12 protein-coding genes are annotated in these 15,899 nt (G+C 62.3%); 6 read left to right on the top strand and 6 right to left on the bottom strand.

The features are described from left to right. Nucleotides 1-59: 59 nt before the first annotated feature. The 6 genes from ade to msrA all read left to right on the top strand — a co-directional run bounded on the left by ade (nucleotide 60) and on the right by msrA (nucleotide 5,832). Nucleotides 60-1,862 (top strand): adenine deaminase, encoded by a 1,803-nt coding sequence (gene ade, locus ABM428_RS02405; protein WP_005850944.1) that lies wholly within the window; start codon nucleotides 60-62, stop codon nucleotides 1,860-1,862. Next, nucleotides 1,859-3,322, top strand: a complete 1,464-nt coding sequence (locus ABM428_RS02400; protein ID WP_005850943.1) for an AMP nucleosidase — start codon at nucleotides 1,859-1,861, stop codon at nucleotides 3,320-3,322. The genes ade and ABM428_RS02400 overlap by 4 nt, the downstream gene beginning before the upstream one ends. A 129-nt stretch (nucleotides 3,323-3,451) precedes the next feature. Then, on the top strand, nucleotides 3,452-3,742 hold the full coding sequence (locus tag ABM428_RS02395) for an HU family DNA-binding protein (protein WP_235183739.1): 291 nt from the start codon (nucleotides 3,452-3,454) through the stop codon (nucleotides 3,740-3,742). A gap of 144 nt (nucleotides 3,743-3,886) precedes the next feature. Further along, nucleotides 3,887-4,756, top strand: coding sequence for a DMT family transporter (locus tag ABM428_RS02390; protein WP_132997430.1), 870 nt, complete (start codon nucleotides 3,887-3,889; stop codon nucleotides 4,754-4,756). Nucleotides 4,757-4,876: 120 nt separating this feature from the next. Beyond that, nucleotides 4,877-5,326, top strand: a complete 450-nt coding sequence (msrB, locus tag ABM428_RS02385) for a peptide-methionine (R)-S-oxide reductase MsrB (protein ID WP_037954063.1) — start codon at nucleotides 4,877-4,879, stop codon at nucleotides 5,324-5,326. Beyond that, nucleotides 5,323-5,832, top strand: coding sequence for a peptide-methionine (S)-S-oxide reductase MsrA (msrA, locus tag ABM428_RS02380; protein WP_037942922.1), 510 nt, complete (start codon nucleotides 5,323-5,325; stop codon nucleotides 5,830-5,832). The genes msrB and msrA overlap by 4 nt, the downstream gene beginning before the upstream one ends. A 51-nt stretch (nucleotides 5,833-5,883) precedes the next feature. Here the strand turns inward: msrA and ABM428_RS02375 are convergent, their stop codons facing one another. The 6 genes from ABM428_RS02375 to gltB all read right to left on the bottom strand — a co-directional run bounded on the left by ABM428_RS02375 (nucleotide 5,884) and on the right by gltB (nucleotide 15,871). After that, nucleotides 5,884-7,890 (bottom strand): hydantoinase/oxoprolinase N-terminal domain-containing protein, encoded by a 2,007-nt coding sequence (locus ABM428_RS02375; protein WP_132997429.1) that lies wholly within the window; start codon nucleotides 7,888-7,890, stop codon nucleotides 5,884-5,886. A 61-nt stretch (nucleotides 7,891-7,951) separates the two neighbouring features. Then, entirely contained in the window at nucleotides 7,952-9,010 is a 1,059-nt protein-coding gene (queG, locus tag ABM428_RS02370) for a tRNA epoxyqueuosine(34) reductase QueG (protein WP_132997428.1), read from the bottom strand. Between the two features lie 15 nt (nucleotides 9,011-9,025). Then, the gene (locus ABM428_RS02365) at nucleotides 9,026-9,691 is read right to left on the bottom strand and encodes a glutathione S-transferase family protein (RefSeq protein WP_005850934.1); all 666 of its coding nucleotides are present in this window, start codon (nucleotides 9,689-9,691) and stop codon (nucleotides 9,026-9,028) included. A 60-nt stretch (nucleotides 9,692-9,751) separates the two neighbouring features. Further along, entirely contained in the window at nucleotides 9,752-10,498 is a 747-nt protein-coding gene (gene mtgA / locus ABM428_RS02360) for a monofunctional biosynthetic peptidoglycan transglycosylase (RefSeq protein WP_132997427.1), read from the bottom strand. A 27-nt stretch (nucleotides 10,499-10,525) separates the two neighbouring features. Continuing rightward, the gene (locus ABM428_RS02355) at nucleotides 10,526-11,239 is read right to left on the bottom strand and encodes an SGNH/GDSL hydrolase family protein (RefSeq protein WP_039911725.1); all 714 of its coding nucleotides are present in this window, start codon (nucleotides 11,237-11,239) and stop codon (nucleotides 10,526-10,528) included. Between the two features lie 99 nt (nucleotides 11,240-11,338). Next, entirely contained in the window at nucleotides 11,339-15,871 is a 4,533-nt protein-coding gene (gene gltB, locus ABM428_RS02350; protein ID WP_132997426.1) for a glutamate synthase large subunit, read from the bottom strand. Between the last annotated feature and the right edge of the window lie 28 nt (nucleotides 15,872-15,899).

Here is a 15,899-nt window from a genome sequence, read left to right as displayed (position 1 = left end):
GCCACAGCGCTGGACGGCTCTGGCTTGAACCTCGGGCGATCTTCGTGTCAACGTCAGGTATGAAAGAACACACATTCCCCTCGTGGCCCGATGTGGCCGATCAACTGGTCGCTGTTGCGGCAGGACGCAGCGCTGCGGATACGATTATCACCGGCGGTATCTGGGTCAACGTGCACACGCGCGAAACCCTGCCAGACCATGATATCGCGATCAAGGCGGGGCGCATTGCCTTTGTCGGGCCGGACGCCAGCCATTGCAAAGGCGACACGACCAAGGTGATCGAGGCAAAGGGCCGCTATATGATCCCCGGCCTGTGTGACGGGCATATGCACATCGAAAGCGGTATGCTGACACCGGCGGAATTCGCCCGCGCTGTGATCCCCCATGGTACCACGTCGATGTTCACCGACCCGCATGAGATCGCCAATGTGCTGGGGCTGGAAGGCGTGCGCATGATGCATGACGAAGCCCTGATGCAGCCGGTGAACATCTTCACCCAGATGCCGTCCTGTGCGCCATCCGCCCCCGGTCTGGAAACCACCGGCTTTGAAATCACGGCAGAGGATGTCGCCGAGGCCATGCACTGGCCCGGTATCATCGGTCTGGGCGAGATGATGAACTTCCCCGGTGTGACCGCGGGCGACCCCAAGATGCTGGCCGAGATTGCCGCAACGCAACGCGCGGGCAAGACCGTGGGCGGGCACTATGCCTCCCCCGATCTGGGGCCCGCCTTTGCGGCCTATGTGGCGGGCGGCCCTGCGGATGATCACGAGGGCACCTGCGAGGCGGATGCCATTGCGCGGATGCGTCAGGGGATGCGATCGATGATCCGGCTGGGGTCCGCGTGGTATGACGTTGAAACACAGATCACCGCGATCACCGAAAAAGGCCTGGATTCGCGCAACATGATCCTGTGCACCGATGACTGCCATTCCGGCACCTTGGTGAATGACGGTCATATGAACCGCGTGGTGCGCCATGCCATCGACTGCGGCTGCGACCCGTTGGTCGCGCTGCAAATGGCGACGATCAACACCGCGACCCACTTTGGGCTGGAACGCGAGATCGGATCGCTGACGCCCGGGCGGCGGGCCGATGTGATCCTGACCTCTGACCTCGAAACGCTCCCCATCGAGACGGTGATCGCGCGGGGGCAGATCGTGGCCGAGGATGGCGCGTGTCTGGTAGACTGCCCCCATTACGACTGGCCGCCCCATGCGCGGCAGACCGTCAACATGGGCAAAGCCCTTGGCGCGGATGATTTCCAGATCACCGCTCCTGCGGGGGCCAATGCCGTCACCGCCAATGTCATCGGCGTCGTCGAGAATCAGGCCCCCACCCGCGCGCTGAAATTCGAGCTGCCGGTGACCGAAGGGCGCGTGCAGTCCACGGGCGAAGTGTGCCAGATCGCGCTGGTCGAACGGCACCGCGGCACCGGCACTGTCGTGAATGCACTTGTGTCGGGCTTTGGCTATCAGGGGCCGATGGCGATGGCGTCCACCGTGGCGCATGACAGTCATCACATGATCGTGGTGGGCACCGATACCAAGCATATGGCGATGGCCGCGAACCGCTTGCGCGAGGTTGGCGGCGGGATCACCATCTTCAAGGACGGGGCAGAGCTGGCCATGGTCGAGCTGCCGATCGCCGGCCTGATGTCCGACAACCCCGCCTCCGAGGTCGCCGCCAAGACCGAAGCCATGATGCAGGCGATGCGCGACTGTGGCTGCACGCTGAACAACGCCTATATGCAGCATTCGCTTTTGGCGCTTGTTGTCATTCCCGAATTGCGCATCTCTGACCTCGGCTTGGTCGATGTGCGCAGTTTTGAATTTATTCCTTTGTTAGAGCCTGTTTCATGACCAGAATCCTGACCCCAGACGCCCGCCCCGCCGAACAGTTCACCGATGCTGCTGCCGCCGTTGCACGGCTGATCGAGCTATACAGCCAAGCGACAGGCTTTCTGAGCGCGCATTTCCAGAAGGCGATGGACAGCGCCGCCCCGGAAACGCGGATCAGGGCCTTCTACCCCGAGATCCGGTTTACCACCTCCAGCTATGCGCAGGTGGATTCACGGCTGTCGTTCGGCCATGTGTCGTCCCCCGGCACCTTCTCGGCCACGATCACGCGGCCAGAATTGTTCAAACATTACCTGACACAACAAATCCGTCTGCTGATCGAAAACCACGGCCAGCCCGTGACCATCGCGGTATCCGACACGCCGATCCCCGTGCATTTCGCGGTCAGCAATGACGACAGCGTGACGATCCCGCAGGAAGGTGCCGCGGATTTCACCCTGCGCGATGTGTTTGACGTGCCGGACCTGAGCACAACCAATGACGACATCGTCAACGGCACCTATCTGCCGCTGGACAACGTACGCCCGCTGGCCCCCTTCACCGCGCAGCGCGTCGATTATTCGCTGGCACGGCTGACGCATTACACCGCAACCGATCCCGAACATTTCCAAAGCCACGTGCTGTTCACCAACTACCAGTTCTACGTCACCGAGTTCGAGGAATACGCCCGCGCTATGTTGCGTGACCCCGATAGCGGCTACACGTCCTTCGTATCTACCGGCAATGTCGAGATTTCGGACGGCGACGCGCCGCTGCCTGCGTCGGTCAAGACTCCGCAGATGCCGACTTACCACCTCAAGCGCGCGAACGGGTCCGGGATCACGCTGGTCAACATCGGCGTCGGCCCGTCCAACGCGAAAACCGCGACCGACCACATCGCCGTGCTGCGGCCCCATGCGTGGCTGATGGTTGGCCACTGTGCCGGTTTGCGCAACACACAGGCGCTTGGTGATTTTGTGCTGGCGCATGGCTATCTGCGCGAGGATCACGTGCTGGACGACGACCTGCCGGTCTGGGTTCCGATCCCCGCGCTGGCCGAGATCCAGATCGCGCTGGAGGACGCCGTTGAACAGGTCACCCAGCTTGAGGGCTACGAGTTGAAGCGGATCATGCGCACGGGCACTGTTGCCACCATCGACAACCGCAACTGGGAATTGCGCGATCAATCCGGTCCGGTGCAACGGCTCAGCCAGTCGCGCGCCGTGGCGCTGGATATGGAAAGCGCCACGATTGCGGCCAACGGCTACCGCTTCCGGGTGCCCTACGGCACGCTTCTATGCGTCTCGGACAAACCCCTGCATGGTGAATTGAAGCTGCCCGGTATGGCGTCTGATTTCTACAAAACGCAGGTCGCACGACACTTGATGATCGGTATTCGCGCGATGGAACAGCTGCGCGATATGCCGCTAGAGCGGTTGCATAGCCGAAAATTGCGCTCGTTTGACGAAACTGCCTTTCTCTAAAGGCCGAAATCGGCTGAAAATAGCATGTTTTCGCGGTTTCTTGCGACCTATTCGTTGTGTTCAGCCACAACATACCGTTACATTCTGCGCGTGAGGCCCTAATCCGGGCGGACGAAGGAGAAAAACAAGATGGCAACTAAACCAATGACAAAAACCCAGCTCGTCGCGGCTTTGGCTGAGGAAATGGGCGAAGACAAGAAAACAGCAAGCGCGGCACTGGACGCGGTTTGCGCGTTGATCACCAAAGAAGTCTCCGGCGGTGGCGCTGTGACACTTCCCGGCATTGGCAAAATCTACTGCCGCGAACGCCCCGAGCGTATGGTGCGCAACCCTGCCACCGGCGAACAGTTCAAGAAAGACGCGGACAAGGTTGTTAAGATGACCATCGCGAAAGCGCTGAAAGACAGCGTTAACGAATAAGACTGATCACAGTCTGTTCTGACAAAGGGTCGCCCACGGGCGGCCCTTTGCGTTTGGCGCAGGTCTGCGTTGCGCTGAATGCGCTTGCCCCTGTCGGACAACTGCGGAAGTCTCCGCCCACTGGAAAACCTGAAAGGCCCCCTCATGGATATACGTGCAATTCTCATGGGGCTGGCCTTCGCCGTCATGTGGTCCTCTGCCTTTACGTCGGCGCGGATTATCGTCGCGGACGCGTCCCCCTTGATGGCTTTGTCGGCGCGGTACCTGATCTCAGGCCTGATCGGCGTGGGGGTCGCGCTGGCGCTTGGTCAGACGTGGCGACTGACGCGCGCGCAATGGCGGGCAACGATCATTTTCGGCGTGCTGCAAAACGCGGTCTATCTGGGGATGAACTTTGTCGCGATGCAGACCGTACAGGCGTCACTGGCAGCGATCATCGCCTCGACCATGCCGTTGCTGGTCGGTCTGGCGACATGGCTGTTTCTGGGGGAAAAGCTCAAGCCATTGGGCATTGCAGGGCTGATCGCCGGTGTGATCGGGGTGGCCATCATTATGGGGGCACGGATCAGCGGCGGCGTCGATCTGACGGGGTTGGTGCTATGCGGCGTCGGTGTGGTCGCGCTATCAGCGGCGACCCTGCTGGTGCGCGGTGCCACCTCTGGCGGGAACTTCCTGATGGTGGTGGGCTTGCAGATGCTTGTCGGCTGTGTGGCGCTGTCGATTGCGACCTTGCTGTTCGAGACGCCGCACATCAGCCCAAGCTGGCCGCTGGCGCTGGCGTTCCTTTATACCTGTCTGGTGCCGGGACTGCTGGCGACGGTGGTCTGGTTCTGGCTGGTCAACCGTATCGGAGCCACCCGCGCCGCGACCTTCCATTTCCTCAACCCGTTTTTCGGGGTGGCGATTGCCTGGCTGTTGCTGGGCGAACCGCTGGGGGTTCAGGATATCATCGGTGTCGCCGTGATTGCCCTCGGCATTCTTGCGGTTCAGGTCTCGCGGCAGCGCCGGGCCTGACCTGCAAGCCAAGGGGTTGGGCAACAGGCGGGCGGTCACAGATCGGTGCGTCGGTGCTTTACCCCTTTGAAAAACCCGCGCAGGCCCCATTTAATGTATCAAACCGCAAAGGAGCCTCGCATGCCGACCTATGAAAAGACCGACGCCGCCATTAACGCTCTGTCCCCCGAAGAATTCCGTGTCACCCAGCAGAACGGCACCGAACGGCCGGGCACGGGCAAGCTGCTCGATAACAAAGAGCCGGGCATCTACGTAGACATCGTCTCTGGCGAGCCGCTGTTCGCGTCCTCGGACAAATACGACTCCGGCTGCGGCTGGCCGAGCTTTACCAAACCCATCGAACCGGCCCATGTCGCCGAACTGCGTGACGCGTCGCTGGGGATGATCCGCACCGAAGTGCGCAGCGCCCATGGGGACAGCCATCTGGGCCACGTCTTCCCCGACGGTCCCGCGGATCGTGGCGGGCTGCGCTATTGCATCAATTCCGCCTCGTTGCGCTTTATTCATCGTGACGACATGCAAGACGCAGGCTATGGCGATTATATCAACCAAGTGGAGGATGTAGCATGAGCGAACAACGCGCAGTACTGGCCGGAGGATGCTTTTGGGGCATGCAGGACCTGATCCGCAAACGCGAGGGGGTTCTATCGACCCGCGTGGGCTATTCGGGCGGCGATGTGCCCAATGCCACCTACCGCGACCACGGCACCCATGCCGAGGCGATCGAGGTGATGTTTGACGACGACGTGATCAGCTATCGTGATCTGCTGGAACTGTTTTTCCAGATCCACGACCCGACAACGCTGAACCGTCAGGGCAATGACCGCGGGCTGAGCTATCGTTCGGCGATCTACTATGTCGACGAGGACCAGAAAGCCACGGCGCTGGACACGATTGCCGATGTCGAAGCATCGGGCATCTGGCCGGGCAAAGTCGTGACAGAGGTAGAACCCGTCAGCGATTTCTGGGAAGCAGAGCCCGAGCATCAGGATTATCTGGAGCGTATTCCAAACGGCTATACCTGCCACTTCCCGCGCCCCGATTGGGTCCTGCCCAAACGCGCGGCAGCAGAATAAACGCAAAACGGCGCAGCCCCTCGGGTTTGCGCCGTTTTCTTTTGTGCAGAGTCAGGCCGATGCGACCCTTGGCCTGCCTGTCGCCTCGACCGTCAGCAGCGCTTCAATAAAGACCTTGCGGCTTTCGACCTCTGCATGGCGGATGTCGCGTTGCACGTCGATCTGCACATCGACCACCCCCGCCGCCCGCGCCGCCGCCTCTGCCTTGTCGCGCAGGGTTGCCTCAAGCGTGCTCAGCGCCTGTGCCTGATCAGTGAAATCCTGCGGCCCGCCGGCCAGATACACCCTGAACCGCCCCTCTGCGGGCGAGGTCACCGTGCCGCTTTCCCGCATGGTCACCCGGCCCACGACTGCACCAATGGCATTTGCCACCGCGGCGTGTTCGGGCAGGATCATCTGCGTGCCCAGCCGTTCCCCCACCGCCGGATAATAAGCCGCGGCAGAGGCCCCCAGCCCGATCACCGGCACGTTCAGCGCCGCCTCGATCCGCACAAGCCCCGCGTGCCCGCGCAACCCGCGCTGCAACAGCTCGTGGCGGGCCAGCGTTTCGGGTTCTGTATCAAAGGCGGGCGCTTCTTCCGCCAGCGCCGCTTCCAGCATGGCTAGCGCGGTCTGTTCGGTCAGTTGATCCACGATGATCTGCGCCATAGCGGCGGGGTCAGGGGCCAGCATCTGCCCCGCGCCTGTGCGTCGCCGTCCAAACAACCGCAGCGCCTTGCCTGCGGCCTCTGCGTCCCACGCCGCGACCCGTCCCAGCACATGGCTTGCGTCCGATGGCGTAACGCCGGCCAGCTGGACCAAGCCACGCTCTACCAGACGTTTCAGCGCGCCTGTCTCTATGCGGGCGCGCAGGATGTCGGCCATCGGGTGCAGCCCGTCACCAATACGGTCCAGCAGCATTTGTTCACGCGCCGAGATCCCCTCGCGCGGTTGACCTGCCACGGCACGCACAAAGCGTCCGTCATATTCGCCGGGGGTGGTGCTGCGCAGCTGCGCATCAAGCGCGGCATGAGCCACCTCGGGTGCCTCCGTCGCGATGAGGGCAATGGGCAAGACCCGCTTGGGCCCCAGCGTCACCCCCCCATGCAAGCCTTCGGTCAGGAAATGCACCTCGCTGTCGCCCCCCAGACCAGTGGTGCGCATGGCAACGGCCTCTACCATCGTGCGGTAGCTGCCGACGCGGGCCCCTGCGGGGTCGATCGCGGGCCGGCCATCGCGCAACAGGGCTACATCGGTGGTGGTGCCGCCAATATCGCTGACCAACGCACGGGCCGCACCGGTCATCCACCGCGCCCCCACGATCGATGCCGCAGGTCCGCTGAGGATCGTTTCAATCGGCCGTTCCCGTGCCTGCGCGGCAGAGATCAGCGCCCCGTCCCCCCGCACGACCATCAGCGGGGCCGTGACGCCAATGTCGGTCAACACATCCTCGGCCCGCCCGATCAACCGGTCGATCATCCCGATCAGCCGCGCGTTCAGCACCGCCGTCAGCGCCCGTTTCGGCCCGTTGAGCTTGGCCGACAGCTGATGCGAGGCCGACACGGGCCGCCCCGTCACCTGCGTCACCAAGTCGGCGACGCGTTGCTCATGCGCGGGGTTGCGCGTGGCAAACTGGCTGGCGACGGCAAAACCGCTGACCTGTTCACGCTGCTCGGTCAAAAAGGAGATCAGCGCGGCTTCGTCCAGCGGGGCACGCTCTGCGCCTGCGTGGTCATGACCACCGCCAAGGATCAGATAGAGGTCACCGTTCAGCGCCCCTGCCAGCCCGTGGGTTTCAAGATCCCGTTCCTTGAAGCCGACATAGATCAACGCGACGCGCCCGCCCTGCCCTTCGACCAGCGCATTGGTTGCCAGCGTGGTCGACAGCGACGCCATCGCCACCTGACCCGCTGAAACATCGGCCGCCGCCAGCACGCGGCGCACGGCCTGCCCCACACCAATGGCCAGATCGGCGCGGGTGGTCAGCGCCTTGGCCGATGCGATCACCGTGGTTTCATCGCGGATCAGCACCGCATCCGTATAGGTGCCGCCCGTATCGACCCCAAGCAAAAGCGCCATTCAACTATCCTTGCACCGTTTTCCTAGGGTTTACCTGTTCCGGCGCAGCGGTCCAGCCCTGTCAGCCTTGGTTTTCGCGCAGACGGGCCACGGCCCATTGCGCCGCGTCGGCGACAGTCGCGTCCGGATCGTCCAACAGGCCCTGCGCCACAGGGGTCAGACGCGCCTGACCGGAATTGCCGATGGCATAAAGCACATTGCGAATGAACCGGTTGCGCCCGATCCGCTTGATCGGCGAGCCGCTGAATCGCAGACGAAAGGCCGCATCATCCAGCGCCGCCAGCTCTGCCAGATCGGGGGCTCCGACACCGCCGTGATAGCGCAAATCGCTCGCCGCGACGGCGAATTTGTTCCACGGGCAGGCGGCAAGGCAATCATCACAGCCGTAGATGCGGTTGCCCATCTTGCTGCGCAGCTCTAGGTCGACCGGCCCGTTGTGTTCAATCGTCAGATAGGAAATGCAGCGCCGCGCATCCAGCTGATAGGGCGCGGGGAAGGCATTGGTCGGGCAAGCCGTGAGGCAGGATCGGCACGACCCGCAGTGATCCACCTCTGCCGTGTCGGGGGTGAATTCCAACGTGGTGAAAATCGCACCCAGAAAGGCCCAGTTCCCCCAGTCGCGGCTTAGCAGATTGGTGTGCTTGCCCTGCCAGCCCAGCCCCGCCGCCTGCCCAAGCGCCTTTTCCGGCACAGGGGCCGTGTCGACAAAGACCTTCACCTCGCAGGGTTCCTGCGCCACCAGCCATCGCGCCACCCGCTTGAGCCGTTTCTTTACGATGTCGTGGTAGTCGCGCCCCTGCGCATAGACCGACACGCCCGCCTTGTCGGGGTGGTTCAGCACCTCGGTCGGGTCATATTCAGGCGTGTAGCTTTCGGCCAGCATGATCACCGACCGGGCCTCGGGCCAAAGGGCAGCAGGGTTGCCGCGCCACGCCATGCGGTCGGCCATCCACGCCATCTGCCCATGATAGCCTGCATCGACGAAAGCCTGCAGCCGTTCGGGCACATCAGGCACCGCGTCGGGGCGGCAGATCCGGCAAGAGACAAAGCCTTCGTCCAGCGCCTGCGCCACCAACCGGCCCCGCAGGGCGTCCGTATCGGCAGCCGGTGTCACAGACATCGGGCGCGGCGTGGATCAGAAATCAAGGTCATTGTAATGCTTCGGCGGCGGGAAGCCCGGCACCTGATCGGCCAGCAACGACCGGAACGCGGGGCGGGACTTGATCTTGGCGTACCAGTCCTTGACCACGTCGGACCGGTTCCAGTCCACATCCGAGATATAATCAAGCGAGGACAGATGCGCCGCCGCCGCGAAATCGGCCAGCGTCATCACGTCGCCCGCCAGCCAGCGCCGGTGGTCCAGCAGCCATGCCATATAGTCGATGTGATACTTGATCGCCTTAGCCCCGTCCTTGACGTTGCGGCTGTCGGGAAAGCCCTGTTTCATCACCTTTTTGTTCACCCGTTCATACAGCAGCTTCGAGGTGACCTCATCGTGGAACTTGTCATCGAACCAGCTGACCAGACGACGCACTTCAAGCCGCTGGACCGGATCAGAGGGCATCAGCGACGGTTCAGGGCGGGTCTCTTCGATATACTCGCAGATCGCGGCGCTTTCGGACATGATGATGCCGTCAAGCTGCAATACAGGCACCTTGCCTGCCGGATTGCGGCGCATGAAATCTGGGTCTTGCTCCCAATACCGCTCTTCGACGCGTTCGACCTCGATCTTCTTTTCAGCGAGGCTCAGCCGGACTTTGCGGCAGAACGGCGAAAGCGGGACGTGAAACAGGCGAGCCATAAGGGGTTCCGGTACTAACAAACAGGGGTTTCATCCTCATGCCCGTCTTGGTTGGGTTTTTCAACTCTCGAAACAGGCTGCCCGTCCGTCCTTGCTGATTGTCGCCGCACCATCGCGGATCTGTGCGCTGCGCTTGCGCACCGCGGCAGAGGGGCGCGCGGCCGAACGGGTTTTCGGCGACGGCAGGATCGCGGCCAGCCGCGCCGCTTGGGTTGCGGTCAGCTTGGCGGGAATCACCCCAAAGTAATGTTGCGCCGCAGCGTCGACACCAAAGATGCCTTCGTCGAACTCGGCCACGTTCAGATAGACTTCGATGATGCGCCGCTTGGTCCAGACGGTTTCAACCAGCGGCGTGATCCCGGCCTCAAGCGATTTGCGCAACCATGTGCGACCATGCCAGAGATAGACGTTCTTGACCGTCTGCTGCGACAGGGTGGATGCCCCGCGGTTTGATCCCTCGGCGATGGCGCGTTTGATCGCGGCCAGATCAAAGCCCCAGTGTTCGCAGAAATTCGCATCTTCCGCCGCCACGACAGACCGCGCCATGACAGGGGCCACGTCTTCCAGCGCGACCCATTGCTGGTCCACGCCCCCCAACCTGCGGCCTTCGCTGAACATATAGGGGGTCGTCGGCGGGTTGATCACCGCGAACAGCAACACCAGGGCGATCAACAGGCCAAGCACGGCAAGCACCAGCTTGAACGCGCCCCGAACCACCCGCCGCTTGAGCGACCGCAGCTGCGCCGCAGGGGACGGGGTCTTGGACTTGGCTTTGCCCTTGGATTTGGAGGATGCGCGTTTTGCCATAGCCATCAGCTATATCGTGGCAATGGCCTATTGTGAACGGGCACTGCGGGCGGAAATCCCTTTTGCAAGATAGGCCCCGATCAGCGCAGAGGCCTTGGGCGACGGGTGGGTGTTATCGCTGGCAAACAGGCTGGGATCCTGACGGTCGATGACGGTTTCTGAATCAAGGAATGTCACCCCCGGGGTTTGTGCCGCAAACCGCGCGATGCGGCGTTCCAGCAGCACCAGATCATCGCGACAGCCCTCGAATGACCCTTTGCCATTGCCGGCGTAATACCCCATCCACATCACCTGCGCGCCCGTGCTGCGCAAACGTGTCAGGAAGGCGGGGATTTCCCCAGTAGCGGCATCCGCCGCGATCAGCGTGTCGACCACAGGCGTGCAGGCCGCGCATTTGCAGTCGTTGAACCCCAGATCATTGGCCCCGCCGTTCACCACGATCCAGTTCCACCGCCCGCCGGGGTACTGATCCTGAATGTCGAAACCGACAGCGGATAAAAGCGTGCTGTCATTGCTGAACTGCGCACCGGGGACGGCCTTGCTGACCACATTGCGCCCGAGGCTGGCTGCCATCGCATCGGGGATCGCCTGATCGCTTGATCCGTTCCACGCCATGACGGAGTCGCCAATCACCAGAATATCGCCGCCGCCCTTGGGCGCAGCATCGGTACAGGCCGCAAGCGCGAGCCCCACCAGCAAAAGCGCCATCAGCCGGACGCGAGAGGTAAGTGTTTTGATCATCCCGTAACTATAGGCCGGTTGCGGCCCCGGTAAAGCGTGGGCGACGCACAAAAGAAATCGGGCGCGAGGTTTCCCCCGCGCCCGATCTATCCGTTTTGCTTACTCCGCCGGGATCGCGTGCTCTTCGACGCTCAGCGGGGCGGGCAGATGGACCAGCATCTCTTTGGGGCAGATCTGCAGGAAGTTATCCTTTTCAATGTCCCAGTGCTGCAGGATGTCTTCGGCCTTGCGGCTGTTGGTTTCCTGCAGGTGCCGTTCAATCAGGCCCTTCAGCTGGTTTTCCCAATGCTCGACCGTGACAGGGCAGGTCACCAGTGTTTCGCGGTTCAGCATTTTGTCGGCCTTGCCATCGGGGTTGTAGAGATAGGCCATACCGCCCGTCATACCCGCGCCAAAGTTCGCACCGATCTCGCCCAGGATCACGGCCACACCGCCGGTCATGTATTCACACCCGTTGCTGCCGCAGCCTTCGATCACCACATGCGCGCCCGAGTTCCGAACGCCGAAACGTTCACCGGCACGGCCTGCTGCGAACAAAAAGCCCTTGGTCGCACCATAAAGCACCGTGTTGCCGATGATGGTGTTGTCAGAGGCGACGATGGTGCTGGCCATAGACGGGCGCACGACGATGGTGCCGCCCGACAGACCCTTGCCGACATAGTCATTCGCATCGCCGGACACTTCAAGCTTGAGCCCCGGTGCCGCGAAGGCCCCCAGCGACTGCCCTGCCGAACCGGTCAGCTTGACCGTCAGGTGATCGGGCTGCAGCTGGTTGTTCATGCCGAAGTTGCGGATGATGTGGCTTGAGACGCGGGTGCCCACGGTACGGTGCGTGTTCTGCACCGCATAGCTCAGCTGCATCTTCTCGCCATCTTCAAGGAAACGCGCGGCGTCGCGCACAATTTCAGAGTCCAGCGTGTCCAGCACAGCGTTGCGTGGCTTGTTGCGGTCATAGACGATCTCTGCCGCGCCATCGACGGTGATCAGCAGCGGGTTGAGATCCAGATCGTCAAGATGCGCAGACCCACGGCTGACCTGTGCCAGAAGATCGGCACGGCCAATCACATCATCCAGGCTACGCGCCCCGATAGAGGCGAGCAATTCGCGCACTTCGGTGGCGTAGAAGGTGATCAGGTTCACGACCTTATCCGCGTTGCCCGTGAACTTGCCACGCAGCGCTTCGTCTTGGGTGCAGACGCCGACGGGGCAGGTGTTCGACTGGCACTGACGCACCATGATACAACCCATCGCGATCAGCGCGGCGGTGCCGATGCCGTATTCCTCGGCCCCCATCATCGCGGCCATCACGATGTCACGCCCTGTGCGCAAACCACCGTCGGTCCGCAGGGTGACGCGGTCGCGCAGGTTGTTCATCGCCAGAACCTGATGCGCTTCGGTCAGGCCCATCTCCCACGGCAGACCCGCATATTTGATCGAGGTCGCAGGCGATGCGCCCGTGCCGCCATTGTGGCCCGAGATCAGGATGATATCCGCCTTGGCTTTCGCCACACCGGCCGCAATCGTGCCAACGCCCGAGGACGCCACCAGCTTCACGGTCACCTTACAGCGCGGGTTGATCTGCTTGAGGTCATAGATCAGCTGCGCAAGGTCTTCGATGGAATAGATATCGTGGTGCGGCGGGGGCGAGATCAGGGTCACGCCCTTGGTCGAATGGCGCAGACGGGCGATCAGGTCGGTGACCTTCATGCCCGGAAGCTGACCACCCTCGCCGGGCTTGGCCCCTTGAGCGACCTTGATTTCAAGCTCTTCACACTGGTTCAGGTATTCGGCAGTCACACCGAAACGGCCCGACGCCACCTGCTTGATCTTGGCCGACGGGTTATCGCCGTTGGCCTCGGGCACGAAGTGCGCCGGATCTTCGCCACCCTCGCCAGAATCGGACTTGGCCCCGATGCGGTTCATCGCGACGTTCAGGGTCTTATGTGCCTCGGGCGACAGCGCGCCAAGGGACATGCCCGGCGTCACGAAACGCTTGCGGATAGAGGTGATGGATTCGACCTCTTCGATGGGCACTGGGGCCCCCAGCGGCTTGATATCCAGCAGGTCGCGCAGATGGATCGGCGGGTTGCTTTGCATCTTGGCGCTATACTGCTTCCACATCTGGTAGGATGCTTTGTTGCAGGCCATTTGCAGCATGTGCATCGACGATGCTTCCCATGCGTGGGTCTCGCCGGATTTGCGCGCCTTGTAGAAGCCGCCGATGGGCATGACGACGCCATCCCCCTGCCAACCACGGTCGTGAACCGCTTCGGCCTTACGTTGGATACCGGTCACACCGATCCCGCTGATGCGGCTGGTCATGCCGGGGAAGTATTCCGCGCACATCGCACGGCTCAGCCCTACGGCTTCGAAGTTCAGGCCGCCACGGTAGGAGGACATGACGCTGATGCCCATCTTCGCCATGATTTTCAGCAGGCCCTGATCAATCGCCTCGCGGTAGCGGGCCATTGCGGTGGTCAGGGTCATGTCCAGCAGACCACGCCCGATACGATCCGCCAGCGAATCCTCGGCTAGGTAGGCGTTCACCACGGTGGCACCACAGCCGATCAGCACGGCAAAGTAATGCGGGTCCACACATTCGGCCGAGCGCACATTGAGCGAGGTAAAGGTCCGCAGGCCCTTACGGGTCAGCTGGCTGTGCACGGCAGATGTCGCAAGGATCATCGGCATCGCCACGCGGGTCGCATCGCTGAACTGGTCGGTCAGCACGATGTGACCAGCGCCCGAGCGCACGGCGTCTTCTGCCTCGTCCCGGATGCGGCGCAGGTTTTCGCTCAGGTTGTTGCCGCCCGGCTCGAACGTACAGTCGATGGTGACGGAGTTCGCGTTGAATTCGGTCATCAACTGATCGAACTGCGCGTTCGCGAGGAACGGGCTGTCGAGCACGAGGATCTCGGTCTGGGCGCTGGATTCATCCAACACGTTCTTGAGGTTCCCGAACCGCGTTTTCAGGCTCATGACGCGGAATTCACGCAGGCTGTCGATGGGAGGGTTGGTGACCTGGCTGAAGTTCTGGCGGAAGAAGTGGCTGAGCGGGCGGTACTGGTTCGACAGAACCGCCGACGGGGTGTCATCGCCCATGGACGCCAAGGGCTCTTTCGCGTCTTCGGCCATCGGTGCGAGGATCTGCTCGAGGTCTTCGATGGTATAGCCCGCTGCCACCTGACGGCGGCGCAGCTCATCGCCCGAGAACAGGGCCTTTTCCTCGACATCGCCAAGCGCTTTGTCCAGCTCGTTGATCTTGCCGACCCATTCACCAAAGGGACGCGACGCGGCGAGCTTGTCCTTGATCTCGGTGTCGCCGAACATCTTGCCTTCTTCGATGTCGACCGCCAGCAGCTGACCGGGGCCAAGCGCGCCTTTGCGCACGACATTCGCCTCGTCCTGCGGGACCATCCCCGCCTCGGAACCGGCGATCAGCATGCCGTCGCCGGTGACGACGAAACGCATGGGGCGCAGGCCGTTTCGGTCAAGACCGGCGCAGACCCAGCGGCCATCGGTCATGGCCAGCGCTGCGGGACCATCCCAAGGTTCCATCACCGAGTTGCAATAAGAATACATGTCGCGCCATGCCTGGGGCAGCTCGACCGCCTGCTTGGACCAGCTTTCAGGCACCAGCATGGTTTTCGCCATCGGGGCCGAACGACCCGCGCGCACCAGGACTTCGAACACCGAATCCAGCGCGGCAGAGTCGGACGACCCCGCGGCGACGATCGGTTTGATATCTTCGGCCATGTCGCCAAAGGTGCCCGACGCCATGCGGATCTCGTGGCTTTTCATCCAGTTGACGTTACCCTTGAGCGTGTTGATCTCGCCGTTATGGGCCAGCATGCGGAAGGGCTGCGCCAGCCACCACTGCGGGAAGGTGTTGGTGGAATAACGCTGGTGATAGATCGCAAACGCGGATTCAAAGCGTTCGTCCATCAGGTCGGGGTAGAAGTTGGCAACATCCTGCGCCAGCATCATGCCCTTGTAGATGATCGACCGGCAGGACATCGACGCGATGTAAAGCGTCGGCACCTGAGCGGCCAGCGCGGCTTTCTCGATGCGGCGACGGATGACGTAAAGCTCGCGCTCGAATGTTTCCTCGTCCACGCCCTTGGCGTTGGAAATCAGGATCTGTTCGATCTCGGGACGGGTCGCATTGGCCTTTTCCCCCAGAACAGAGGTATCGACGGGCACGTGGCGCCAGCCGTAGATATAGTAGCCCATCCGCAGCACTTCGGTTTCAACGATGGTCCGGCAGGTTTCCTGCGCGGCAAAGTTGGTGCGCGGCAGAAAGACCTGACCGATGGCGATCAATTCGCCTTCGCGCGGGCTGTGACCGGTGCGACGCACCTGATCGTAGAAAAAATTGACGGGGATCTGCACGTGGATGCCCGCGCCGTCGCCGGTCTTGCCATCGGCATCCACCGCACCACGGTGCCAGATCGCCTTGAGCGCCTTGATCCCGTTTTCGACAACCGCGCGGCTGCTGGAGCCGTCGATGTTCACAACAAGACCCACCCCGCAGGATGAATGCTCTTCTTCTTCGGAATACAGACCGTTTTCTGCCATGAAGGCGCGTTTTGCTTCTTCGCGTGCTACCCAGGCGTCATCATATTTGGTCATTTGGAATCTCCTAAATCGGGCGCGCCCG

Origin of the sequence: Sulfitobacter sp. TCYB15 (assembly GCF_040435955.1) — a bacterium.
GTDB classification, from domain to species: Bacteria; Pseudomonadota; Alphaproteobacteria; order Rhodobacterales; family Rhodobacteraceae; genus Sulfitobacter; species Sulfitobacter pontiacus.
Note: the sequence above shows the minus strand (reverse complement) of the source record. Positions and strands in the feature narration are given on the sequence as shown.

What these genes read in the sequence shown, in the direction of transcription:
- ade (WP_005850944.1), top strand. Translation starts at nt 60, where the DNA reads ATGAAAGAACACACATTCCCCTCGTGGCCCGATGTGGCCGATCAACTG.
- ABM428_RS02400 (WP_005850943.1), top strand. Translation starts at nt 1,859, where the DNA reads ATGACCAGAATCCTGACCCCAGACGCCCGCCCCGCCGAACAGTTCACC.
- ABM428_RS02395 (WP_235183739.1), top strand. Translation starts at nt 3,452, where the DNA reads ATGGCAACTAAACCAATGACAAAAACCCAGCTCGTCGCGGCTTTGGCT.
- ABM428_RS02390 (WP_132997430.1), top strand. Translation starts at nt 3,887, where the DNA reads ATGGATATACGTGCAATTCTCATGGGGCTGGCCTTCGCCGTCATGTGG.
- msrB (WP_037954063.1), top strand. Translation starts at nt 4,877, where the DNA reads ATGCCGACCTATGAAAAGACCGACGCCGCCATTAACGCTCTGTCCCCC.
- msrA (WP_037942922.1), top strand. Translation starts at nt 5,323, where the DNA reads ATGAGCGAACAACGCGCAGTACTGGCCGGAGGATGCTTTTGGGGCATG.
- ABM428_RS02375 (WP_132997429.1), bottom strand. Translation starts at nt 7,890, where the DNA reads ATGGCGCTTTTGCTTGGGGTCGATACGGGCGGCACCTATACGGATGCG.
- queG (WP_132997428.1), bottom strand. Translation starts at nt 9,010, where the DNA reads ATGTCTGTGACACCGGCTGCCGATACGGACGCCCTGCGGGGCCGGTTG.
- ABM428_RS02365 (WP_005850934.1), bottom strand. Translation starts at nt 9,691, where the DNA reads ATGGCTCGCCTGTTTCACGTCCCGCTTTCGCCGTTCTGCCGCAAAGTC.
- mtgA (WP_132997427.1), bottom strand. Translation starts at nt 10,498, where the DNA reads ATGGCAAAACGCGCATCCTCCAAATCCAAGGGCAAAGCCAAGTCCAAG.
- ABM428_RS02355 (WP_039911725.1), bottom strand. Translation starts at nt 11,239, where the DNA reads ATGATCAAAACACTTACCTCTCGCGTCCGGCTGATGGCGCTTTTGCTG.
- gltB (WP_132997426.1), bottom strand. Translation starts at nt 15,871, where the DNA reads ATGACCAAATATGATGACGCCTGGGTAGCACGCGAAGAAGCAAAACGC.